The organism is Flagellimonas sp. CMM7 (genome assembly GCF_021390195.1).
Taxonomy (GTDB): domain Bacteria; phylum Bacteroidota; class Bacteroidia; order Flavobacteriales; family Flavobacteriaceae; genus Flagellimonas.
This window is the reverse complement of the sequence record NZ_CP090003.1, coordinates 2,344,853-2,366,921: the sequence shown is the minus strand read 5'-3', so window position 1 is coordinate 2,366,921 and position 22,069 is coordinate 2,344,853. Positions and strand designations below refer to the sequence as shown.

General features: G+C 37.0%; 21 protein-coding genes. 10 read left to right on the top strand and 11 right to left on the bottom strand.

Annotated elements, in window-relative coordinates:
• Window positions 1–96 precede the first annotated feature (96 nt).
• The 3 genes from LV704_RS10830 to trmB are packed head-to-tail and all read right to left on the bottom strand — an operon-like array spanning window position 97 to window position 1,737.
• Window positions 97–435 (bottom strand): MGMT family protein, encoded by a 339-nt coding sequence (locus tag LV704_RS10830; RefSeq protein WP_163420213.1) that lies wholly within the window; start codon window positions 433–435, stop codon window positions 97–99.
• 3 nt (window positions 436–438) lie between these two features.
• Entirely contained in the window at window positions 439–1,065 is a 627-nt protein-coding gene (locus LV704_RS10825) for a LysE family transporter (RefSeq protein WP_163420216.1), read from the bottom strand.
• Window positions 1,066–1,737 carry a tRNA (guanosine(46)-N7)-methyltransferase TrmB gene (trmB, locus tag LV704_RS10820; RefSeq protein ID WP_163420218.1) on the bottom strand — a complete coding sequence of 224 codons (672 nt, stop codon included), beginning with the start codon at window positions 1,735–1,737 and terminating at the stop codon, window positions 1,066–1,068.
• An 86-nt stretch (window positions 1,738–1,823) separates the two neighbouring features.
• On the opposite strand from trmB, the gene LV704_RS10815 reads away from it, so the two are divergent.
• Window positions 1,824–2,936, top strand: a complete 1,113-nt coding sequence (locus LV704_RS10815) for a glycosyltransferase family protein (RefSeq protein ID WP_163420220.1) — start codon at window positions 1,824–1,826, stop codon at window positions 2,934–2,936.
• On the opposite strand, the gene LV704_RS10810 is transcribed toward LV704_RS10815, so the two are convergent.
• On the bottom strand, window positions 2,861–3,916 hold the full coding sequence (locus LV704_RS10810; protein ID WP_163420222.1) for a cell wall metabolism sensor histidine kinase WalK: 1,056 nt from the start codon (window positions 3,914–3,916) through the stop codon (window positions 2,861–2,863). The genes LV704_RS10815 and LV704_RS10810 overlap by 76 nt on opposite strands.
• A complete protein-coding gene (locus LV704_RS10805; RefSeq protein ID WP_163420224.1) occupies window positions 3,916–4,602 on the bottom strand; it encodes a response regulator transcription factor in 687 nt (228 codons plus the stop codon). Before LV704_RS10805 ends, LV704_RS10810 begins: the two co-directional genes overlap by 1 nt.
• A gap of 181 nt (window positions 4,603–4,783) precedes the next feature.
• On the opposite strand from LV704_RS10805, the gene LV704_RS10800 reads away from it, so the two are divergent.
• The 5 genes from LV704_RS10800 to LV704_RS10780 all read left to right on the top strand — a co-directional run bounded on the left by LV704_RS10800 (window position 4,784) and on the right by LV704_RS10780 (window position 11,853).
• Window positions 4,784–7,723: a TonB-dependent receptor gene (locus LV704_RS10800; RefSeq protein ID WP_163420226.1), complete on the top strand. Its 2,940-nt coding sequence runs from the start codon at window positions 4,784–4,786 to the stop codon at window positions 7,721–7,723.
• Between the two features lie 50 nt (window positions 7,724–7,773).
• Entirely contained in the window at window positions 7,774–9,879 is a 2,106-nt protein-coding gene (locus LV704_RS10795; RefSeq protein WP_163420228.1) for a hypothetical protein, read from the top strand.
• 147 nt (window positions 9,880–10,026) lie between these two features.
• Complete coding sequence (locus LV704_RS10790; protein WP_163420230.1) at window positions 10,027–10,335, top strand: T9SS type A sorting domain-containing protein; 309 nt, start codon at window positions 10,027–10,029, stop codon at window positions 10,333–10,335.
• 140 nt (window positions 10,336–10,475) lie between these two features.
• Entirely contained in the window at window positions 10,476–10,799 is a 324-nt protein-coding gene (locus LV704_RS10785; protein ID WP_163420232.1) for a T9SS type A sorting domain-containing protein, read from the top strand.
• A gap of 67 nt (window positions 10,800–10,866) precedes the next feature.
• A complete protein-coding gene (locus tag LV704_RS10780; RefSeq protein WP_163420234.1) occupies window positions 10,867–11,853 on the top strand; it encodes an acyl transferase in 987 nt (328 codons plus the stop codon).
• On the opposite strand, the gene LV704_RS10775 is transcribed toward LV704_RS10780, so the two are convergent.
• On the bottom strand, window positions 11,850–12,236 hold the full coding sequence (locus LV704_RS10775) for a hypothetical protein (RefSeq protein WP_163420236.1): 387 nt from the start codon (window positions 12,234–12,236) through the stop codon (window positions 11,850–11,852). The two genes, LV704_RS10780 and LV704_RS10775, sit on opposite strands and share 4 nt — an antisense overlap.
• A 57-nt stretch (window positions 12,237–12,293) precedes the next feature.
• Entirely contained in the window at window positions 12,294–13,589 is a 1,296-nt protein-coding gene (gene tyrS, locus LV704_RS10770; RefSeq protein WP_163421823.1) for a tyrosine--tRNA ligase, read from the bottom strand.
• An 84-nt stretch (window positions 13,590–13,673) separates the two neighbouring features.
• Between tyrS and LV704_RS10765 the strand changes: the two genes are divergently transcribed.
• The gene (locus LV704_RS10765; RefSeq protein WP_163420238.1) at window positions 13,674–14,672 is read left to right on the top strand and encodes an NAD-dependent epimerase/dehydratase family protein; all 999 of its coding nucleotides are present in this window, start codon (window positions 13,674–13,676) and stop codon (window positions 14,670–14,672) included.
• On the opposite strand, the gene LV704_RS10760 is transcribed toward LV704_RS10765, so the two are convergent.
• From LV704_RS10760 to LV704_RS10750, 3 genes are read right to left on the bottom strand one after another with little or no spacing between them, the layout of a single operon-like run.
• The gene (locus LV704_RS10760) at window positions 14,669–15,091 is read right to left on the bottom strand and encodes a DUF4296 domain-containing protein (RefSeq protein ID WP_163420240.1); all 423 of its coding nucleotides are present in this window, start codon (window positions 15,089–15,091) and stop codon (window positions 14,669–14,671) included. The two genes, LV704_RS10765 and LV704_RS10760, sit on opposite strands and share 4 nt — an antisense overlap.
• A 3-nt stretch (window positions 15,092–15,094) precedes the next feature.
• Window positions 15,095–16,429: a dihydroorotase gene (locus tag LV704_RS10755; protein WP_163420242.1), complete on the bottom strand. Its 1,335-nt coding sequence runs from the start codon at window positions 16,427–16,429 to the stop codon at window positions 15,095–15,097.
• 1 nt (window position 16,430) lies between these two features.
• The gene (locus LV704_RS10750) at window positions 16,431–17,159 is read right to left on the bottom strand and encodes a polyprenol monophosphomannose synthase (protein WP_163420244.1); all 729 of its coding nucleotides are present in this window, start codon (window positions 17,157–17,159) and stop codon (window positions 16,431–16,433) included.
• A 120-nt stretch (window positions 17,160–17,279) separates the two neighbouring features.
• Between LV704_RS10750 and LV704_RS10745 the strand changes: the two genes are divergently transcribed.
• The 3 genes from LV704_RS10745 to LV704_RS10735 are packed head-to-tail and all read left to right on the top strand — an operon-like array spanning window position 17,280 to window position 20,341.
• Window positions 17,280–18,938, top strand: coding sequence for a glycosyltransferase family 39 protein (locus tag LV704_RS10745; protein ID WP_163420246.1), 1,659 nt, complete (start codon window positions 17,280–17,282; stop codon window positions 18,936–18,938).
• Window positions 18,935–19,591 (top strand): DUF4271 domain-containing protein, encoded by a 657-nt coding sequence (locus LV704_RS10740; protein WP_163420248.1) that lies wholly within the window; start codon window positions 18,935–18,937, stop codon window positions 19,589–19,591. The genes LV704_RS10745 and LV704_RS10740 overlap by 4 nt, the downstream gene beginning before the upstream one ends.
• 6 nt (window positions 19,592–19,597) lie before the next feature.
• Entirely contained in the window at window positions 19,598–20,341 is a 744-nt protein-coding gene (locus LV704_RS10735; RefSeq protein WP_163420250.1) for a uroporphyrinogen-III synthase, read from the top strand.
• A gap of 59 nt (window positions 20,342–20,400) precedes the next feature.
• On the opposite strand, the gene pckA is transcribed toward LV704_RS10735, so the two are convergent.
• Window positions 20,401–22,017 carry a phosphoenolpyruvate carboxykinase (ATP) gene (gene pckA, locus LV704_RS10730; protein ID WP_163420252.1) on the bottom strand — a complete coding sequence of 539 codons (1,617 nt, stop codon included), beginning with the start codon at window positions 22,015–22,017 and terminating at the stop codon, window positions 20,401–20,403.
• Window positions 22,018–22,069: the final 52 nt, after the last annotated feature.

The window sequence follows — 22,069 nt, the reverse complement described above, 5'->3', positions numbered from 1 at the left end:
TTTAAACTGATTCTAAATTACAAAGATAAGGCTTGGAGGCTAGATAATGACGTTTGTATATTGAAAATGAAGATGGTGTAATAACAAGAGTTTATGCTATCCAATTTCTGATTCAAATTCCTTTCCTGGGTCCCAAAAATGCTTTTTAAAATCTACAATTTGGTTATCTCTTACAACTATACCTTCATTTTCCAAAAGCTGCTGCATAAGACTGGTGCCATCAAAATGATGCTTTCCTGTGAGCATACCAACTCTATTTACGACACGGTGCGCAGGAACATTTTTTGCCGCTGAATTGTTCATGGCCCAACCAACCATTCGAGCGCTTCTGGCAGCGCCTAAATATTTTGCAATAGCACCATAAGAGGTAACCTTGCCATAGGGTATCTGTTTTGCCACTTCATAGACCTTATCGAAAAAGTTAGGTTCTTCCATCTATTAATAGAAAATTTTAATCAATGTAATCACCAATAAAACCAACATTAGTCCACTTAAAATATAGTTGGAATTTTTGGAAAAGCGATTGGTCTTCCGTTCCATTTTGTTAAAGTAAAAGGCATATAAATACATCACCAAAAAAGTCCCCAAACCCGCAGCCAAGATGAAAATCACCTCGTCAATAACTTTGTAATTCATAAACCCCTGCGTATGAAACAACGAGTTTAAACCGCTGTAATAAGGTATGGTCAAAAGGTTTATTGCAGCTAAAAAAAGGCCTTTTGTGAAGCTACTGCGTTTCTTTCCCTTCTCAAAATCAATCTGGTGGTTGTTTTGTTTTTTCCCTTTCATAAAGAAAAAAACAGCCAATATCGCAAATACCACTAAGGCAATTTGCAATAACATACCGATCACTTCTGGGTTCCTTGAAAGATACTTTGCTATTCTAACCGCAATGTAGGTTTGAAAAATGACCATGACGGACACTCCGAGCCCAAAAACAATTCCATTGCTTTTCCCTTTTTCAACACTCGTTTTAGCTGCATTCATATTTAACAGACCAGGCGGTGCCGAAGCCCCAAAGGCCGCTAAAAAAGTGAAAAAGAAAAGCGTTAGCAGGTGCATCATTTAGTTAGTGATCCGAAATTGGATATATGTGATTGGTTTTGCTTTCTCAAGATACTGATTTTCATAAAAAGTCTGGATTTCCAAAACTTCGGCCGGACTTCCTTCGTTTTTATATACATCATGATTGGAATACAAAATTTCACAACCCAATCCCTGTAAAAGACCAAGCGTATATCCATGCATAAATTCGCTATCGGTCTTTAAATTTACAATTCCATCCGGTTTTAATATGTGCTTATATTTTTCAAGGAACAGAGGGTTGGTCAAACGGTGTTTTGTGCGTTTGTATTTTATTTGCGGGTCAGGGAACGTAATCCAAATCTCATTTACCTCACCAGGTTCAAAAAGGTAATCTACAAGTTCAACCTGTGCGCGCACAAAGGCCACATTATTTAGTTCTAATTCCTGAGCAGATTTTGCACCTCTCCAAAACCTGGCTCCCTTAATATCAATTCCAATAAAATTTTTATCTGAATTCTTCTGTGCGAGACCAACGGTGTACTCTCCTTTTCCACAACCCAATTCCAAAACAATGGGATTCTCGTTATTAAAAAAAGATGCCCAATTCCCTTTAAACTTGAATCCTTCTAAAACCTCATCTCTATGGGGCTGGATTACATTTGGAAAAGTTTCGTTCTCCTTAAATCTTTTCAGTTTGTTCTTGCTTCCCACTTAACTTCTTTTGATATGCAAAAATTTAATGTTCTGGCAAAACTAAGGAAATCCAAAAGCAATTATGATTTTGTTTTTTTGTTGTTATGCAAAGTTCTAAACGTATTTTGGTCGCCCCATTAAATTGGGGATTAGGTCATGCCACAAGATGCATTCCAATTATAAATGCTCTTTTGGAGCACGGCCACCAACCATTTATAGCATCGGATGGTGTTGCGCGCTCACTTTTACGGAAAGAATTTCCAGACGTTACTACGTTTGAATTGCCTTCTTACAAGATTACTTATGCCGAAAAGGCTAAGAATTTTAAAGTTAAAATGATGTGGGATTCTCCAAAAGTATTGAAGGCGATGAACAAGGAGAAAAAAACTATAAAACAATTGGTCAAGAAACACCAATTGGATGGTATTATTTCTGATAACCGTTTAGGTGTATTTTACAAAAAAGTGCCCTGTGTTTTTATTACGCATCAACTTAATGTCCTTTCCGGAAATACAACATGGATGAGCTCAAAAGCGCATCAAAAAATCATTAAAAAATTTGATGCTTGCTGGGTTCCCGATGTTGAGGGCAAACCAAACCTTACTGGTAAACTGGGACATTTGAAAAAATCCAAAATCAATATTAAATATTTAGGCCCTCTTAGTAGGTTTAAAAAAACAGCTGTTGAGCAGAAGTACGATTTAATGGTTCTACTTTCTGGTCCTGAACCGCAACGAACCATTTTGGAGGAAAAACTTCTCGAAGAACTTCAACAATTTGATGGAAACATATTTTTTGTGAAAGGGAAAATTGAAGAACATAAATCCATTGAAGAATTTGAGACCTTGAATAACACCATCACTGTTTGCAATTTTATGCAATCCGAAGAATTGCAAACTGCTTTGACCCAAAGTGCCAAAGTACTTTGTCGTTCTGGATATACCACTATAATGGATTTGGCCAAACTAGAGAAAAAGGCGTTTTTTATACCTACCCCAGGGCAATATGAGCAAGAATATCTCGCAAAACGTTTGCAAAAACAGAATCTAGTTCCCTATAGCAATCAAAGCGATTTTAAGTTTGATGATTTGAAGAGGATAGATGCTTTTGAAGGGTTAAAGCAATTTGAATCTGATATTGATTACGGTAGTTTGTTTTCACTTTTTTCCAAAGTAAAAGAAAACTCGGAACCTACATCTTCCTCACTTTCAACATAAATTTTTTCATCATGTGCCTCCATAATGTGTTTTACTATGGAAAGCCCCAATCCTGAACCTCCCTCAGCACGGCTACCACTTTGATCTACACGGTAAAAACGCTCAAAAAGTCTTGGAATATGCTCTTTTGGTATCCCTTCGCCATTATCTGTGACCCTAATAATGACTTTATTTTTAATAAGGTTCTCGACACTTACCTCCGTTGTTCCATTTGGATGACCATATTTAATGGAGTTTACAAGAAGATTGGTAACCACTTGCTGTATCTTCTCCCTATCAGCATTTATATAGATAGGATCTATATATTCCATATCAAAAGTAAGACTGATTTCCTTTTTTTTCGATTTCATTTCTAAAAGATCAAACACATTTTGAATGAGCTCAATAATGTCAAAATCTTCTCGTTCCAATTTTAACCCGCCTACCTCAAGTTTGGTAATTAAATCTAAATCTTTTACAATGTAAATTAAACGCTCAACCCCCTTGTTGGCACGAGCTAAGTACTTTTCCCTAATTTTCTTGTCATTCATAGCACCATCCAGCAAAGTGAGTATGTAACCTTGCACAGTAAAAAGGGGTGTCTTCAACTCATGGGAAACATTTCCTAAGAAGTCTTTTCTATATTCTTCTCGAATTTTTAGGGTATCTATCTCTATTTTCTTGTCCTCAGCAAATTTCTCAATTTCTTGGGTCAAGGTTTTCATGTCTGTAGTGACAGGTTTTGACGAGAAGGACGAAGATTCTAACAAGGAAACATCGTCATATATTTTTTTAACCCGTCTGTAAATAAATCGTTCTACTCTAATTTGAAGTATAAAAAAGGAAACAACAAAACATGCACTTGCAAAGAATGCAATAAACAACCAGTTGACCTGTTCTTTGAAAATAAGGTATACTAGTAATATCCCTACAAGGAAAGTAGTTATCAGAAGGGATGATCTTAAGGCAAACTTATAAGATTTCCTTATTCTAATGGCCATTACAATACAAACTTATATCCCACACCTTTAACCGTTTTAAAGTGATGGTCTCCTATTTTTTCGCGTAATTTTCTAATATGCACATCAATAGTGCGGCCACCTACAACCACTTCATTCCCCCATACCTTATCTAAAATCACTTCTCTTTTAAACACCTTATTTGGCTTGGAAGTCAATAATGATAAAAGTTCAAACTCTTTTCTTGGAAGTACAATCTCATTCCCATTATTGATGATTTTGTACTCTTCCCTATTAATTACAATGTTACCTACCGTTACAATATCCTCGGTTTCAGCTTTTTCTTCTTTTATTCTTCTCAACAGAGCCTTTACTTTACTTACCAATACTTTTGGTTTGATGGGTTTAGTAATGTAGTCATCGGCACCGGCATCAAAACCCGCCACTTGCGAATAATCTTCTCCACGAGCGGTAAGAAATGTAATGATGGTATTTTCAAGACCTGGGGTACTTCTTATAATTTCACAAGCTTCAATGCCATCCATTTCTGGCATCATAACATCTAATATAATTAGATGGGGGGTTTTCTTTTTTGCCTTTGCAACTCCTTCAACTCCATTCTTTGCAGTAAAGACTTCATATCCTTCAGAAGAAAGATTATAGCTCACAATTTCTAGAATATCCGGCTCATCATCAACAAGTAGAATCTTAATGTCCTTTGTTTTCATGGGATAGTATTTTTTGTCTTAATCGCCCAAATGTAAATATAATACTATAACCCCATCAATGCTTAACATTGATTTAATGTCATAACAATATTGTAACATTTTTCAAATAAATACTTAACGCACCCCTAACATCGCTTTTACAACCCGTGGCGTTCTTTGCGCCAATTATAGAATACTGATAATGAAATATTTTTTTACGCTTTTATCACTTGTTTTTATGATACAAGTGAGTGCACAAGAAACTACTGGAAGTATAGTAGGTAAGCTTACGGACAAAGAATTAAACAACGAACCCTTAGCTTTTGCGAATGTTCTTATTAAAGGAACAACTACAGGGGCAACGTCAGATTTTGATGGTTTATATGAAATTACAAATGTCGAATCTGGGGCTTATACATTGGTATTTAGTTTTTTAGGGTATGAAACGCTTGAGGTTCCTAATGTAATTGTTGAAATAGGAAAAGTAACTGAGATAAACACTGGTCTTGGTGCCAGTAGTGTTGGTTTAGATGAAGTTATCGTAACCACATCGGCAAGAAAAGATTCACAAACAGCACTTCTTCTAGACCAAAAAAGAGCAGTTACGGTTGTTGAAAGTATTGGCGCAAAGGAACTCGGTGATTTGGGTATTTCTGATGCCAAAACTGCAACAACCAAAATTTCTGGAGTAACAGAAAGTGAAGCTTCTGGTGATATTTTTGTTAGAGGATTGGGTGATAGATACCTGTCAACAACATTAAATGGCCTACCTATACCATCTGATAATGTAGATAGAAAAAATATAAACTTAGGCTTATTTCCTACAAGAGTTATCCAAAACATTAGTATCAGCAAAACCTATTCAGCAAAAACCTCTGCCGATCAGGCTTCAGGTAATATCGATATTGCCTCAAGAGAACTTGTTGGAAGTTCAGAGTTAAGCATAGGTGTTTCTGGTGGTTTGAACACATCTGTATACCAAGATGGAGTTAACGACAACTTTTTAGTTTCACCAAATTTAGATGATGAAACCACTTTTGGGTTTTACAATTCAAACAGAACGCTTGTTCAACAATTAACTGAACAATCCTGGGATCCTGCCACTAGGGAAAACCCATTGAATTATGGTGTAAACCTAACATTTGGGAGAAAATTTTTTGACAATAAACTCTCTTTCATCCTAACCGGGTCGCATAATGAGAGTTTTAGACATAATGAAGGTATCTATCAAATTTTGGAGTATGGTTTTGTTCAAGTAGGTGCGTCAGATTATACCAAATATGAGTCTGAAATCACAAACACAGCATTATTTGATTTAACCTATTACATAAATGATAAGAATAAAATAAAATCTACTACCACATTTCTCAACACATTGAAAGATGAAGTTATAGAGTTTGGTAGAAACGGTGAGGCTCAAGTTAGTGATGACACAGGTGCCTTTGGGAGTTTTGGGATTCCATTGGAATTTGTAAAAGACCAAAACACCAAGCAAACCAAACTACTGGTCACGCAACTTCTGGGTGAACATAAGTTATCCGAAAAAAACCAATTGAATTGGGCAGGTGGTTATAATTTGCTTAATGCCGATGAACCCAATCGAATTAGAAACCAAGTATTCTTTGATGCCGCTCCAGAAACTTCAGTAGCACTGAACTCACAAGGTGGTTTTAATCAAAGAAAAGCTGCACAATTAATCGAGGATATTGAATATAATGGTTATGTAAATGATGTAATTAGTGTTATCAATGAAGAAGATGAAGAAGGGGATTCCAGTAAAAAATTTGATATTGAATTAGGTGTTTTCTATCGAAACAAAGAGCGTGATTTTAGCTCGGAATTTGTTGGGGTAACAGAATCCAATAGTGTTGATAGATTTAGCACAAGAACCAACAGTTTGGACAATTTGAATGGTTTATTAAATACCCAAAATTTTGCCAACGGTTCTTTGCAAGTTGTTAGGTTGAGTGAAAACGCCAACGGAGAAACAAAGGATGTTTACACTGGAGATTATACTTCACAAGCAGCCTACGCCGACTTTAATGTTCAGTTGAATAGACTTGGGGTAAATGCAGGTGTTAGACTGCAAAAAGATGAAATTTTTGTTAGTTATGATGTAGGAGGTAGCGGCTCAAGGATTGTTGGAGAAACGACTCAAGACTATTCTAACTTTTATCCAAGTTTGAACTTAAAATACACGATTAATGACAAGCATGCCTTAAGGTTGGCCGCTAGCAGAACCATAACATTACCCGAATTCAAGGAAATTGCCCCCTTTAGATACGTAGCTCCTTCTGGTCAAGAAGTGACCGGTAATGCAGATAACCTAACCGCATCTTTTACAAACAATTTTGATATTAAATGGGAATTCTTTCCAACGAATGATCAGTTAATCTCCTTAGCAGTATTCTATAAGGATATTACAGATCCTATCAATAGAACTGTGCAGCGTGGCGGTGAAAGTATTTGGACTTATGAAAATACCGGAGAAAAGGCAAAGGTTTACGGAATTGAGCTAGAGAGCAAGATCAACTTGATTAAACCTACTTATGATGAGGAAAATGACGTTGATTCTGGAGTTGACTTAAATTTTGTTTTTAATGCCACCCTTATGCACCATGAACAAGATTTGAAACTTGTTCCAACTGCAGATGGTGCCAGTGCAACAGACTTCTTCAAATTTGGAACCAATAGTTCTACAGGCCTACAAGGAGCATCTGACTTTATAATGAACACCAATTTAAATCTTAAGACTGCGGGTAAAAATGCTTTTGGCGCATCTCTTAATGCCAACTATGCGTCTGACAAAATTTTTGTTTTGGGTAGTGCAGAAGGGTTTAACATCTATGATTATTCCTATAATGACAATATAGTTGAAAATGGTTTTGTGGTACTTAATGCTAGGTTAAGCAAAGAACTTGATGAGCATTGGCAGATATCATTGAATGGCCAAAACCTTTTAAATCCTGAAATAAAAAGAACCCAGGGAGTCTTGGATAACCGAAATGAAATTCGAGATTTTTCAACCGACATAAATGAACGTTTGGGGCCTAATGCGCCACAAAGAATTATCCGTACCGAGACGGTAAGATCTTATAAACTAGGCAGCACTGTTAGTCTAGGTGTGACTTATAATTTTTAACAAAGTATATAACTTATAAATATTAACTATCTAAATTAAAAACCCTAATTATGAAAACGAAAATTTTTAAAATTTCAATGGCCTCTATCGCTGTATTTGCACTCGTTCTTACGGGTTGTAGTAGTGATGATAATGGTGGTAACGGCCCAACGTGTTCCGATGGTATTCAAAACGGTACGGAAACAGGTGTCGATTGTGGTGGTACTTGTAACGCTTGTCCTGTTGAATCAACCTGTGATGACGGTATTCAGAATGGAGATGAGGAAGGTGTCGATTGTGGCGGTTCTTGTCCAAATGCGTGTACCGCTTCTGTAAACTTGACAACTCTTAGCCCTATAACAGAAGACTTGACACTTGATGCTAGCGAAACCTATATCCTTGATGGTGCAGTTAGCGTTGAAAATGGTGCGAAATTAACTATTCCTGCTGGTACTACTATTACTGCTTCAGCTGCTTCCGGTGACGAAACCAGCACATATATTGTTATCCAAAAAGGTGCTTCCATTGATGTCCTTGGTACTTCTTCTAATCCTGTTGTTATGACATCTGATAGTGAAGTTCCTGGTGATTGGGGTGGTTTGGTTATCCTAGGTGATGCCACCACCACCAAAGGTACAGATGCAAGTGCTGAAGTCGGCGAGTTCCTCTACGGTGGTTCCAACGATACCGATAACTCTGGTACTATTAATTATCTGATCATCAATTACGCTGGTGCACAAATCAATCCAGAATCTCAATACAACGGCCTTACACTTTATGCCGTTGGTTCTGGAACCACCATTAGTAATATTGCTTTGTTGAATGGTACTGATGATGGTGTTGAGTTCTTTGGTGGTACGGTTTCCGCCTCCAACTTTTATTTGGAAAACAACCAAGACGATGCTATCGACTGGACTGAAGGATGGAACGGTACTTTGACCAATGCTTATGTGCTACATACCGAAGCTGGTTTCTCTACTGCTGTTGAAGCGGATGGAGACAACGGTAACCCAAGTCTAGTTAACCTGACTGTATTATCTACCCAAGGGGGTACGGCATTACAGTTCAAAAAAGAATCTGGTGCAACTATCACTGGTCTTTCTATATCTGGATACGAAACTATCTTGGACTTTAGAGATGGTGGGGCTGTTTCCAATGTACAGATTGAAGGTGCAGACTCCGATCCAAATGAACTATACGCCAATCTCGCCACAGTAGATGTCAACTCTTTCTCTTGGGCAACAGGACAAACTGTTGGTACTTCTACAGTCCTTACAGGTAATGTCTCTTCTGATTTAACTTTGGACGCTTCAATAGCATATGAATTACAAGGTACTTTAAGTGTTCTGTCTGGAACTACATTGACTATTCCAGCTGGCACCACCATTACTGCCAATGTGCAGGCTGCTGGTGCAACAAGTACTTACATTGTTGTTCAAAAAGGTGGTATGATTGATATTCAAGGAACTGCTGCCAATCCTGTTGTCATGACTTCTAGCGGTACAACTCCTGGTGATTGGGGTGGTTTGGTTATTGCTGGTGATGCTACCACTACCAAGGGTACCGATGCGACCGCCGAGGTAGGCAACATTATCTATGGTGGTTCCAACGATACTGATGACTCTGGTTCTATCGATTACTTGATTATCAACTACGCTGGTGCACAGATTAATTCTGAATCCCAATACAACGGTCTTACATTGTATGCAGTTGGTTCTGAAACCACAATTAGCAACGTTGCTATTTTGAACGGTGCCGATGACGGTGTTGAGTTCTTTGGTGGTACAGTTTCTGCTTCTAATTTCTACATGGAAAACAACCAGGACGATGCTATCGACTGGACTGAAGGGTGGAACGGTACCTTGACCAATGCTTACGTACTACATACTGAAGCCGGTTTCTCCACAGCCGTTGAAGCTGATGGTGACAATAACATGCCTACTTTAGAAAACTTGACGTGTGTTTCTACCCAAGGTGGTACTGCATTACAGTTTAAGAAAGAATCTGGTGCTGCAATCACTGGTCTTTCTCTTGATGGATACACGACTAATGTTGACTTTAGAGATGGTGGTGCCACTACCAATGTTACTGTTGATAATGTAACCATCGATGTAAATGCTGCTTACGATGCTGCTGCAACTGTAGATGTAGCCATCTTTGATTGGGCGACCAATTAGAAGATTTAATATAGTTTAAAAAGCCCCGTTTAGAGCGGGGCTTTTTTTATGCACTTCATCGAAAAGTGTGGCTTTTTTCCTAAAGCACTCCCAATTCAGCGTTCAAATTATTTATATTTGTGGCATACCCTTTGTAACCAATACTTTATGAAGCACCTTTACCTCGTCTTCTTCTTTTTTGTCTGTTCCCTTGGATTCGCTCAGAATTCCCAAGCTGGAGCTGATATAGACGGGTTTAAGTTGTACCCCAACCCAGTTACTCAAGGGAAAATCTATATAGAGACCACCAAAAAAGCCCCAAAGCAAATCCTTATTTTTGATGTATTGGGAACCCAAGTGTTGCAGACTACCATTATTGGCAGAGAACTAAATCTTTCTAGTTTGGATAAGGGCGTCTATATTCTAAGAGTTTTTGAAAACAATAAAGTTGCCACCAGAAAGCTGATTATTAAGTAGTTCCTGTATTTTAGCCTTTTCATCGACCAAATACCATCTTTTTTATTTTTACCTACATAATTCTTTGTTTCACAACATTTTATAGCCTTTTTTAACAGGTTTACATACTTTTATATTGCTTATTTCCCAAATCAGCGTTTATGAAGAAAATCTACTTTATTCTCATTATGGCATTACCCCTATTCACTTTCGGCCAAGAGCTGGTCAGTGTAAATACTGAACAGGCGCAAGAACTCCAAGGTTTTAAAATGTACCCAAATCCCGTCTATGGCGAGGAAGTATACATTACCACTGCTTCTAACGGAAGTAAACAGATAAAAGTTTATGATGTTTTTGGAGATGTTGTACTTACGGATAGAATTTCGACCAACACCCTTAACATATCCAGATTAGTTCCTGGAGTCTATGTACTTCAAGTAACTGAACAGGAAAAAACAATGACCCGAAAGCTGGTTATAAAATAAAAAATGCTATCAAAAAAGCCCTTCCCTAGAGAAGGGCTTTTTTATTTTTGGGTACTTTTGTTCCTTCATGGACAGCTCACGAATTCAACAAATCTATTCTATATCGACCCAAGCTGAATTTGAGTCCCTGGTGATTGAAATCTTCCAATTTCAGTTTAAAAACAATATCGTCTACCAGACCTATTGCAAGCATATAGGAAAAAGTCCTTCCAATATCCACAGCAGTGAAGAAGTTCCTTTTCTTCCCATAGAATTCTTCAAGAGCCATAAAATAATTTCGTCCCATAAAAAAGCTGAAATAATTTTTGAAAGCAGCGGAACCACTGGTAGCATTACTAGCAAACATTATGTCCCTGATTTAAGCTTATATCAACAGAGCTACCTAAAAGGCTTTAATACATTTTACGGCCCTGTTGAGGATTACTGCATAATTGCTTTGTTACCTTCCTATTTGGAACGAGAGGGTTCTTCTTTGGTTTATATGGTGAATGACCTAAAAGACAAATCAAAGCACCCACAGAGCGGCTTTTATTTAAATGATTTAAATACCCTACGTCAAAAACTGTGTCAACTTGAAGAAGCGCAAACAAAGACCATATTAATTGGTGTTTCCTTTGCGCTGTTGGATTTAGCAGAACAATTTCCTGTTAACTTGAAACATACTACAATCATGGAGACGGGAGGGATGAAGGGCAGGCGAAAAGAATTGATTAGAGATGAACTGCACCGTATTCTTAAACAGGCTTTCGGAGTATCTAAAATTCATTCAGAATATGGAATGACAGAGCTATTGTCCCAAGCATATTCTATAGGCGATGGGTTATTTAAAACCCCGCCATGGATGAAAGTAATCTCCAGAGACACTGAAGATCCCCTTTCCATTCAATCTTCTGGTAAAACCGGTGGAATAAATATTATTGATTTGGCCAATGTACACTCTTGTTCTTTTATTGCTACCCAAGATTTAGGAAAGGTCTTTGATGATGGCACTTTTGAAGTTCTTGGTAGGTTTGATCATTCTGATATTAGGGGATGCAATTTGATGGCACTTTAGCCTTTACTGTAAAACAAAGTAATTTCATCATCCGCAATGTCTGGATTGTCCAAAAAGGTAAGCTCAAGTGTGCTACCTCTTATTGTGTAAGCATAACGCTTACCATTTATATTTATAGTATTGCCATTATTTGTAAATGTATAGGTCCCTGAATCTGCTATAAAACGGGTATCATCCGAATTTTGCACCGTAACCCTTTGCTCCGAGCTATCAAAAGTTAATGTATGGGCGCTAAAATCAAAATTATCATCAAAAAAACAAAAGCAACTTGCTCTATTTAAAATCCATGTTGAATTCAACGCGGCGTCCACAACGTAATCATCATCTGAGAAACAACTATTTAGAACTAGCACAAGTACAAAAAGAAAACCAACTTTCTTCATTTTTTAAATGATTTAATATAGTTTTTAGACGCATTAGACAATAAAACGTTGCGCAAACTAGCTCACCACCAACACAAAATAGCTTTTCTTACCGCGTTGGAGCAGTACAAATTTGTTGTTGATTAGATCAGAAGTTGTAATGAGGAAGTCTTCTTTCACCTTCTGTTTATTTACTGAAATAGAATTCTGCTTCAACTCTCTTCTTGCCTCTCCATTTGATGCTAGAAAACCTGTTTTCGCGGCCAAAGCTCCAATCATATCTAAACCATCATTTACCTCATCTATTGAAATCTGAGATTGGGGCACACCTTCAAAAACATCTAAAAATGTCTTTTCATCCAGTTCCTTTAAATCTTCAGAAGTAGATTTTCCAAATAGGATATTGCTTGCTTTTATTGCATTTTCCAAATCGGCCTTGGAATGCACTTTTGTAGTTATTTCTTCTGCCAATCGCTTTTGAAGTGTTCTTAGATGGGGCTCTTCTTTGTGTTTGATAACCAAATCTTCAATGTCTTCTTTACTCAAAAAAGTAAATATTTTAATATACTTCTCAGCATCTTCATCAGAAGTATTTAACCAATACTGATAAAATTTATAAGGTGAGGTTCTTTCAGCATCCAACCAAACGTTTCCACCTTCGGTCTTACCAAATTTGGTTCCATCTGCTTTAGTAATCAAAGGGCAGGTAAGGGCAAACCCCTTTCCTCCGCCAATTCTCCGAATAAGCTCGGTACCTGTAGTGATGTTTCCCCATTGATCACTTCCACCCATTTGAAGCGTGCAATTGTGATTCTGATATAAGTATAGAAAATCATAGCCCTGAACTAACTGATAGGTAAACTCTGTAAAGGACATTCCTTCCTTGGCATCTGAGGAAAGTCTCTTTTTGACCGAATCCTTTGCCATCATATAATTGACCGTGATATGTTTTCCCACATCCCTGATAAAATCAAGAAAGGAGAAATCTTTCATCCAATCATAATTGTTTACCAAGACCGCTGCATTCTCAGCATCACTTTCAAAATCCAAAAACCTACCTAGTTGAGATTTTAGGGCTTCTTGATTATGGCGAAGTGTTTTTTCATCCAAGAGATTACGCTCTGCCGACTTACCAGATGGATCTCCTATCATACCTGTTGCTCCACCCACCAAAGCAAAAGGCTTGTGCCCTGCCAATTGAAAATGTCTCAACATCATCACACTTACCAAATGCCCAATATGTAATGAATCTGCTGTTGGATCAATCCCAACATATGCAGCTTGCATTCCCTCCATAAGATGTTCCTCTGCACCGGGCATAATGTCATGCACCATACCTCTCCATTGTAACTCTTGAACAAAGTTCTTTATCATCATAGTATTTTAGAATAGATGCAAATATAAAATGAAGTTCTTACATCCTTGAATAAATCCACCGCAAATAGGTACTTTTACTAAATGATTTTAGTTACTGGAGGCACTGGTTTAATAGGTTCGCACTTACTATTTCATTTGGTCAATAATGGAAAAAAAGTAAAGGCCAGTTATAGAAATCAAGATTCCCTTAAAATCGTTTCCAAAATTTTTGGATACTACACGGATAATCCATCGGAATTACTGGAAAAAATAACCTGGGTAAAGGCAGACATTACCGATATCGCTTCGCTACAGGAACTTTTTCAAAATATTGAATACGTTTATCATTGTGCAGCACTTATTTCTTTTGACCCAAATGATTATGCTGCCTTGGTCAAAACCAATATTGAAGGCACGGCGAACATTGTTAACCTTTGTTTGGAATATAACATTAAAAAACTATGCTATGTTAGTTCCATTGCCGCAATAGGTTCGGGCACTCAAGGCAAAGAGGTAACAGAGGATAATGAATGGAGCGACACCAATGTATCTGTTTATGGGCTAACAAAACATGATGCTGAACTAGAGGTCTGGAGGGGTTCACAAGAAGGACTCGCGGTTGTTGTCGTTAATCCCGGAGTAGTTATAGGTCCTGGGTTTTGGAAATCTGGAAGTGGTACTTTTTTTACCTATGCTTCAAAGGGCAAAAAATCCTTTCTTCCTGGCGGAACAGGTTTTGTCACCGTTTCTGATGTAACAAATTCCATGATGAAACTAATGGATTCTAAAATAGAAAGAGAACGGTTTATTCTTGTAAATGAGAATTTATCTTATCAGGAACTATTTCAAAAAATTGCCCCAAAACTTGGAGTTGAAGCGCCAACTAAAAAAGTGTCCTTTGCGGCTTTAGAATTTTTTTGGCGGTGGGACTGGTTGCGAAGCAAGGTATTGGGAAAAAGGAGAAGGCTGTCTAAAAACATGGCCAAAGGTCTGTACAAAAAGGAAAATTACAGCAATGAAAAAATTAAAAAAGCCCTTGCTTTTAAGTTTGAGAACCTTGAAGAGGCTATCTCGTTTAGCTGTACAAGATTTAAGAACTAAGATTTCGTTTTATCTACTTTTAACTTCGCAATTGAATCTGTCTTCTTTTTTTGCGCCTTTCTTATACTATCATTTCTGTTTTTCGTTGCCCTTTCCAAAGTGGCTCTTCGCGTTTCCAGCTTCATTTCCACTTTTTCATAAATAGCTTGGTATTCTAGGGGAACAGAAGCATAGTATAAATCACTTTGAGAAAATTGAGTACTGTCTATTTGATGTTTTTCATAAAGGAATTCCATAACCTTTATTCCTTTATTTTCCATCACATGGTTAAAAGATGACTTAGCTGAGTTCAAAATTGCCAAATCATGCAAAATGGCTACCATTTTTTCTTGCGGAATAAGTTTTTCAGGCTTTTCAATCACTTTTTTTCCACAAGAAAAAAGAAGTATTCCAAAAAAGAGCAAAATTATCTTTCTCATTTTTTATCTGTTGAATGTAAGCCTTTTGGCATTTTTCTCTGTGGAGAAATTTCCATTCTCATATCCTAGATGACCATTAATAAACGTGCGTACTACTTTAGAGTCAAAAGTAATACCTTCAAATGGAGACCATTCACATTTATAAAAAATATTGGATTTTTTAACCTCATTTTGGGAGTTTCTATTTACCTGAACCAAGTCTGCATAATATCCTTCACGTATAAAACCTCTCTTATCAATATCAAAAAGCTTGGCAGGGTTGTGGCACATTTTTTCCACCAGTTTTTCCATGCTAATTTTACCTTCTTTCTCTTTTTGAAGCATTGCCAATAGTGCATGTTGTACCAATGGCCCGCCCGATGGTGCTTTAGTGTACGGATTATCCTTTTCTTCAATGGTGTGCGGAGCGTGATCGGTTGCTATCACATCTATTCTATCATCTAATAGTGCTTCCCAAAGCTTTTCCCTATCCGTTTTGGTCTTTACCGCTGGGTTCCATTTTATCAATGTCCCTTTTTCTGCATAATCTTCATCAGAAAACCAAAGATGGTGTATACATACTTCTGAGGTGATTTTCTTCTCCTCAATCGGAATTTTATTAGTGAACAAATCTGTCTCAATCCCTGTAGAAAGATGAAATACATGCAATCTAGCACCAGTCTTTTTTGCCAATGCAATTGCTTTTGAAGAGGAAAGATAGCAAGCCTTTTCGCTCCTAATAATGGGGTGAAGCGCTATTGGAATATCATCACCGTACATTTTTTGGTATTTGGCCATATTTGCCCGTATGGTTCCTTCATCTTCACAATGCGTAGAAATTACCATTTCTGTATTCTTGAAAATATTCTCCAAAACCGCTTCATCATCAACCAGCATATTACCCGTTGAAGATCCTAAGAACAATTTCACTCCTGAGCAGGCATTTTTATCCAGTTTTTTTAACTCTTCAAGATTATCATTAGTGCCTCCAAAAAGAAAGGAATAATTGGCATAGACCTCTTTTGCGGCCATGGCAAATTTCTCCTCAAGTTTTTCTATGGTAGTTGTCTGGGGGTTGGTGTTTGGCTGTTCCATAAAAGTGGTAATCCCACCAGCTAGAGCTGCCCTGCTTTCGGTGGCAATAGTTCCTTTATGGGTAAGCCCTGGCTCTCTAAAATGTACTTGGTCATCTATTATCCCGGGCAACAAATAGTCTCCTTTAAAATCAATGACTTTGGCATTGTCATCTGTGATATCCGTATCAATACGAGCTATAAAATCTCCATCCAGAAGCACATCTGTTTCAAAAGTGTTGTTCTCATTAACAACCTTGGTGTTTTTTAGTAGGATTCTCGACATTTTAAAAACTCTTTTTGAAAAATATACTTCTTAACTTCATTACGAATACGCCAAAAATAGCTTCTCTTATTATGGCAGAGTTCATTTTTGATTTTCCGTTTACCCGATCTGTAAAAATGATGGAAACTTCTTCAATTTTATATTTTTTGAGATAAGCTCTGTACTTCATTTCAATTTGAAATGCATAACCAATGAACCGGACCGAATCCAAATCTATATTTTCCAGAACCTCCCTTTTATAGCACACAAAACCAGCTGTTGGGTCGTGAACCCGCATCCCCGTGATAATTTTTACGTAAAATGATGCTCCATAAGACAGCAAAATTCTAAAAAGAGGCCAGTTGACCACATTAACTCCTTTTTTATATCTGGAACCAACTGCAACATCCGCCCCATTTAAGCAAGCTCTGTGCAATCGGGATAAATCAGCTGGACGATGAGAAAAATCGGCATCCATTTCAAATATATAATCGTAGTCCTTTTCTAAAGCCCATTTAAATCCATGAATGTAAGCCGTTCCCAAACCTGATTTTTCCTTTCGAACCTCAAGAAATAAGCGCTCAGGAAATTGTTCTTGAAGTTTCTTGACGTTTTGAGCAGTACCATCAGGTGAGTTATCATCAACCACAAGAACATGAAAATCTTTCCTTAGGTCAAAAACAGTTTTTATGATGGCTTCAATGTTTTCGATTTCATTGAAGGTTGGTATTATAACTAAACCGTCTGCCATTCACATAAGATTAGACCGCAAAAATAACGTTTTATAAGTTGCGTTTACAAGTTGTAGCATGGATTACTACGTATCTTATTCATCAATATTTGTAACTTTGGACTATCTAAAATTCATTTAATGGCCCAAAAGTTTCCCAGGCTTTTTCTTATTCTCCTGGCAGTTCTTTTTGTTCTCAACCTTGTTCAGAGTTATTTTACGGAACTTATTTATGATGAGGCGTATTATTGGTACTATGCACAGAACCTAGATTGGGGCTATTTTGACCACCCACCAATGGTTGCTTTTTTAATTAAGCTAAGTAGTTTTTTGTTTGATGGAGAGTTAGGGGTTCGCTTTATGAGCTGTGTCCTTTCTGTGGGCACCTATTTGATTCTATGGGAGTTAATAGATAACCCGAAAAAGAAAGATTATGTAGTCCACTTTTTTCTTCTTCTGTTTTCAATGACCCTGATGAACGCCTATGGCTTTTTAACACTGCCTGATACACCTTTATTATTTTTTACAGCGTTGTTCTTATTGCTTTACAGGCGTTTTTTGAACAATCCAACAATTTGGATCTCAATTTTTATGGGAGTTGTAATGGCTGCCTTGATGTACAGTAAATATCATGCTGTTTTGGTGATTTTATTTGTATTTCTGTCCAATTTAAAGCTTGTTAAAGACACGAAAGCTTGGCTGGCCGTTGCCGTTGCACTAGTATGCTATACTCCTCATTTTCTGTGGCTTTACCAAAATGATTTTGTGTCCATTAAGTACCATCTTTACGAACGTCCCAATCAGGCGTATTCATTTACCAAGTTTACCTTAGGTTACTTTGTAAACCTTGTGGCCATTTTTGGCCTGCTTTTTTATTGGGTATATCTATCGTTAATCAAAACCAAGTCCGCCAATAAATTCACCAAGGCACTATTACATCTAACCTATGGAGTTCTAATTTTCTTTTTTATATCCAGTTTTAATCGAAGAGTGCAAACGCAATGGGTTATTATTATCTCTATCCCCATGGCGATTGTAGCCTTTAACCATCTTTTAGAAAATGCCAAAAGCAGAAAATGGATGTATAGAATAGGTATTGTTAGTATGGTGATTCTAATCTATGCTAGGGCGTGGTTGGTTTTTAAACCTTTACTTCCAATCTGGTTTGAAACTCATGGAAACAAACAATGGGTTGCAGCACTAAATTCCGAGGCAGAAGACGCGCCAATAGTATTTGAAAATTCATACCGTAGAGCGCCTATGTACGAGTTTTATTCAAAAATCCCAACGTTTACCCTCAACAATCACATGTATAGAAAAAACCAATATTCTATAGATGATTCCGAAGAACGTGTTCGAGGCAAAAAAATAGTTTATGTTTCTAAATATAGAAATAGTGGGGATATTTCATATTATAACCCCGATAGCACTATTTTTTATGGGACTCTGATAAAAGATTTTTCGTCATATCGCAAACTGCAATGTATTGTGGAAGAGCCCCTAGACGAATCCCCTCTTACATTAAAAGTATATAACCCTTATCCATTTGATATTTTACTTGACAAACTTAAATACACGGTAGCCTATTCCAACAAACACAAACAGGTGAAGGAGTTAGTCCCCTTAAAAGTCAAGAACTTGTCTCACAACGAAACAGTTCTAAAATCTAAGGATACCTTATTTTTCCAATTTGAGCTGCCAAAGTCTAAAATGGAAAATCCTGGGCACTTTAGAATTGGTATTGCAGAAAATGGCCTCCTGCCCGGATTAAATGGTAAACCAGTTAAACTAAAAGAATGAACCCAGTTTATAAAACCATTGAATCCTTAGATTGGATAACGATTGTTCTATTTTTTAGTATGGTCGTGCTTGCCTTGGGAAAATATCTTTTTCAAAATAGGTTCCTGAATTTTATGATACTGCCTTTTAACAATAAGTACGTTGTGCTATATAATAAAAAAGGGCGCCTGTTTAATTGGTTCCATATTTTATTGACCATCTTTCAACTGATTAATTTTTCACTGTTTTTGTTCTTGGTTCTGAACGTTTTTTTTACTGTACCAAGCGATAATAATCCTTCCTCTTTCTTGATAATAATGGCAGGGTTGCTTCTTTTTCAAATTGTCAAGATATTACTTCAATTTGGTCAAGGGTATGTTTTTAATACCCAAGGGCTGATTTCAGAATTATTGTTTAACAAAATCTCTTACCTCAACTACAGTAGTTTGGTAATGTTCGTTAGTAACATAGTTCTTATTTATGTTCTAAATGACTCAAAAATCATAATTTCCGTTGCTATCATCTTAATTATTTCCATTAATGTCATTGGACTGACAAGGCTATTGAAGAACCATCAAAAAGCGATAATCCCTTATTTTTTCTATTTTATTTTGTACCTTTGCGCACTCGAAATTGCACCCTTAGTGTTAGTTGGAAGCTATCTAAAAGATTGAAAGCTTATGAAAGTAAAAACAATTTTGGTTTCCCAGCCAGAACCCAAAATAGAAAATTCTCCCTACTCACGATTAATTGAAAAAGAAAAGGTAAAGGTGGATTTTAGACCTTTTATTCATGTTGAGGAAGTAGAAGCTAAAAATGTAAGGCAGCAGAAAATTGATTTAAATAACTTTACTGCGATTATCCTTACAAGCAGAAATTCTGTAGATCACTTCTTTAGAATTGCAGAAGAAATGCGTTTTAAAGTTCCCGATAGCATGAAATATTTTTGCCAATCTGAAGCGGTTGCTTATTATTTGCAAAAGTACGTGGTGTATAGAAAGCGGAAAATTTATGTGGGAAAACGAATGTTCAATGAACTGGTTCCACTTATAAAAAAATATAAGGATGAAAAGTTCTTACTACCCTCATCTGATACTCTAAAAGCTACAGTTCCGCAAACTTTGGATGAACTTAAAGTAGATTGGAAGCGTGGTATTTTTTACAAAACGGTTATTAGTGACTTATCCGACCTTAGAGAAGTTACTTATGATGTTTTGGTATTCTTTAGCCCTTCTGGCATTGAGTCTTTGTTAAAAAACTTTCCAGATTTTGAACAAAATGGAACTCGTATAGCTGTGTTTGGGAATAGTACGGTAAAAGCTGCAGCCGATGCTGGACTTCGTATTGATATACAAGCTCCAACACCTGAGACACCATCTATGACAATGGCGCTTCAGAAATACATAACCAGTGTAAACAAATAACTGGTTTTTATCGATATTAAACAAAAAAGGCCCAATCAAATGATTGGGCCTTTTTTGTTTTAGAAAGCGTATCGCTGCGGTCCGCCACGCCTAATCTCTTCGCTTGCATATTCTTCAAACTTCTTAAAATTCTCCCTAAAAGCATTCGTTAGTTTAAAAGCTGTTTTATAATATGCTTCATCATTGTTCCAAGTTGTTCTTGGACTTAATACAGCTGTTGGAACTCCAGGGCATTCCCTAGGTTGGGCAACTCCAAAAACGGAATGGATATGGTAGTTATCATAATTGTAAAGCCCTAATTCTCCATTTAAAGCAGCACTGATCATAGCCCTAGTATACTTTAACTTCATTCTGGTTCCCACTCCATAAGGACCTCCTGTCCATCCAGTATTGATCAACCATACATCCACTCCAGATTCTTTCATTTTCTTACTTAACATTTCTGCATACTTGGCAGGATGTAAAGGCATGAAAGGAGCTCCAAAACACGCAGAAAATGATGGTTGTGGCTCTACCACTCCAGCTTCTGTACCAGCAACCTTAGCAGTATAACCAGAGATAAAATGGTATGCCGCCTGTGCAGGAGTAAGTTTGGATATTGGGGGCAAAACACCAAAAGCATCAGCCGTTAAAAAGAAAATATTCTTTACATTTTTACCTATTGAAGGTTGTTGAATATTATCAATATGATATATCGGATAACTAACTCTAGTATTCTGGGTAATAGACGTGTCTGAGAAATCGACAACGCCTTTATCATCCATAATTATATTTTCCAAAATAGCACCCTGTTTGATGGCGCCATAAATCTCAGGTTCATTTTCCTTGGAAAGATCTATCACTTTTGCATAGCAGCCTCCTTCAAAATTGAAAACAGTATTGTCTACAGTCCATCCATGTTCATCATCTCCTATCAGTTTACGATTAGGGTCCGTAGAAAGTGTTGTTTTCCCAGTTCCAGAAAGACCAAAGAAAATGGCTGTATCACCATCTTCCCCAACATTTGCCGAGCAATGCATTGGCAAAGTGTTTTTAAACACAGGAAGAATAAAATTTAATGCAGAGAAAATCCCTTTTTTAATTTCACCTGTGTACCCTGTACCTCCTATTAATGCAATCTTCTTTGAAAAATTAAGAATCGCAAAATTATGCTGTCGGGTACCATCAACTTCAGCATCAGCCATAAAACCAGGAGCATTGATTACTGTCCACTCGGGATCGAAGGCTTCAAGTTCTTCTTCGGTTGGCCTTAAAAACATATTGTAAGCAAACATGTTGGACCAGGAATACTCATTAACAACTCTAATGTTAAGCTTATATGCATCCTCTGCACAAGCATAACAATCACGAACAAACAGTTCTTTTTCATTTAGATAAGCAATTACCTTATCATAGAGTTTGTCAAACTTTTCACTATCAAAGGGAATATTTATATCTCCCCACCAAATTTTGTCTTCAGTAATTGTATCCTTTACAATAAAACGATCCATTGGCGACCTTCCGGTAAACTCTCCCGTATGCACGGCCAGAGCGCCAGAAGAGGCCTCCTTGCCCATGTCTTTAGCGATTGTTGAATCATGGAGTTCTTTAGAAGAGAGTTGGTAGTGTACGTTGTTGTGCAGTATTCCATATGACTTTAACGAAATCGTTTTCGTTGCCGGGATAAATGCATTCATTTCTAAGTTTTTTTAGTTGGCACAAAGCTAGAAAAATATAGCTTTTACAACC

Coding starts and splice junctions, on each gene's coding strand:
- LV704_RS10830 (WP_163420213.1), bottom strand. CDS start 435: ATGGAAGAACCTAACTTTTTCGATAAGGTCTATGAAGTGGCAAAACAG.
- LV704_RS10825 (WP_163420216.1), bottom strand. CDS start 1,065: ATGATGCACCTGCTAACGCTTTTCTTTTTCACTTTTTTAGCGGCCTTT.
- LV704_RS10815 (WP_163420220.1), top strand. CDS start 1,824: ATGCAAAGTTCTAAACGTATTTTGGTCGCCCCATTAAATTGGGGATTA.
- LV704_RS10810 (WP_163420222.1), bottom strand. CDS start 3,916: ATGGCCATTAGAATAAGGAAATCTTATAAGTTTGCCTTAAGATCATCC.
- LV704_RS10805 (WP_163420224.1), bottom strand. CDS start 4,602: ATGAAAACAAAGGACATTAAGATTCTACTTGTTGATGATGAGCCGGAT.
- LV704_RS10800 (WP_163420226.1), top strand. CDS start 4,784: ATGAAATATTTTTTTACGCTTTTATCACTTGTTTTTATGATACAAGTG.
- LV704_RS10795 (WP_163420228.1), top strand. CDS start 7,774: ATGAAAACGAAAATTTTTAAAATTTCAATGGCCTCTATCGCTGTATTT.
- LV704_RS10790 (WP_163420230.1), top strand. CDS start 10,027: ATGAAGCACCTTTACCTCGTCTTCTTCTTTTTTGTCTGTTCCCTTGGA.
- LV704_RS10785 (WP_163420232.1), top strand. CDS start 10,476: ATGAAGAAAATCTACTTTATTCTCATTATGGCATTACCCCTATTCACT.
- LV704_RS10780 (WP_163420234.1), top strand. CDS start 10,867: ATGGACAGCTCACGAATTCAACAAATCTATTCTATATCGACCCAAGCT.
- LV704_RS10775 (WP_163420236.1), bottom strand. CDS start 12,236: ATGAAGAAAGTTGGTTTTCTTTTTGTACTTGTGCTAGTTCTAAATAGT.
- tyrS (WP_163421823.1), bottom strand. CDS start 13,589: ATGATAAAGAACTTTGTTCAAGAGTTACAATGGAGAGGTATGGTGCAT.
- LV704_RS10765 (WP_163420238.1), top strand. CDS start 13,674: ATGATTTTAGTTACTGGAGGCACTGGTTTAATAGGTTCGCACTTACTA.
- LV704_RS10760 (WP_163420240.1), bottom strand. CDS start 15,091: ATGAGAAAGATAATTTTGCTCTTTTTTGGAATACTTCTTTTTTCTTGT.
- LV704_RS10755 (WP_163420242.1), bottom strand. CDS start 16,429: ATGTCGAGAATCCTACTAAAAAACACCAAGGTTGTTAATGAGAACAAC.
- LV704_RS10750 (WP_163420244.1), bottom strand. CDS start 17,159: ATGGCAGACGGTTTAGTTATAATACCAACCTTCAATGAAATCGAAAAC.
- LV704_RS10745 (WP_163420246.1), top strand. CDS start 17,280: ATGGCCCAAAAGTTTCCCAGGCTTTTTCTTATTCTCCTGGCAGTTCTT.
- LV704_RS10740 (WP_163420248.1), top strand. CDS start 18,935: ATGAACCCAGTTTATAAAACCATTGAATCCTTAGATTGGATAACGATT.
- LV704_RS10735 (WP_163420250.1), top strand. CDS start 19,598: ATGAAAGTAAAAACAATTTTGGTTTCCCAGCCAGAACCCAAAATAGAA.
- pckA (WP_163420252.1), bottom strand. CDS start 22,017: ATGAATGCATTTATCCCGGCAACGAAAACGATTTCGTTAAAGTCATAT.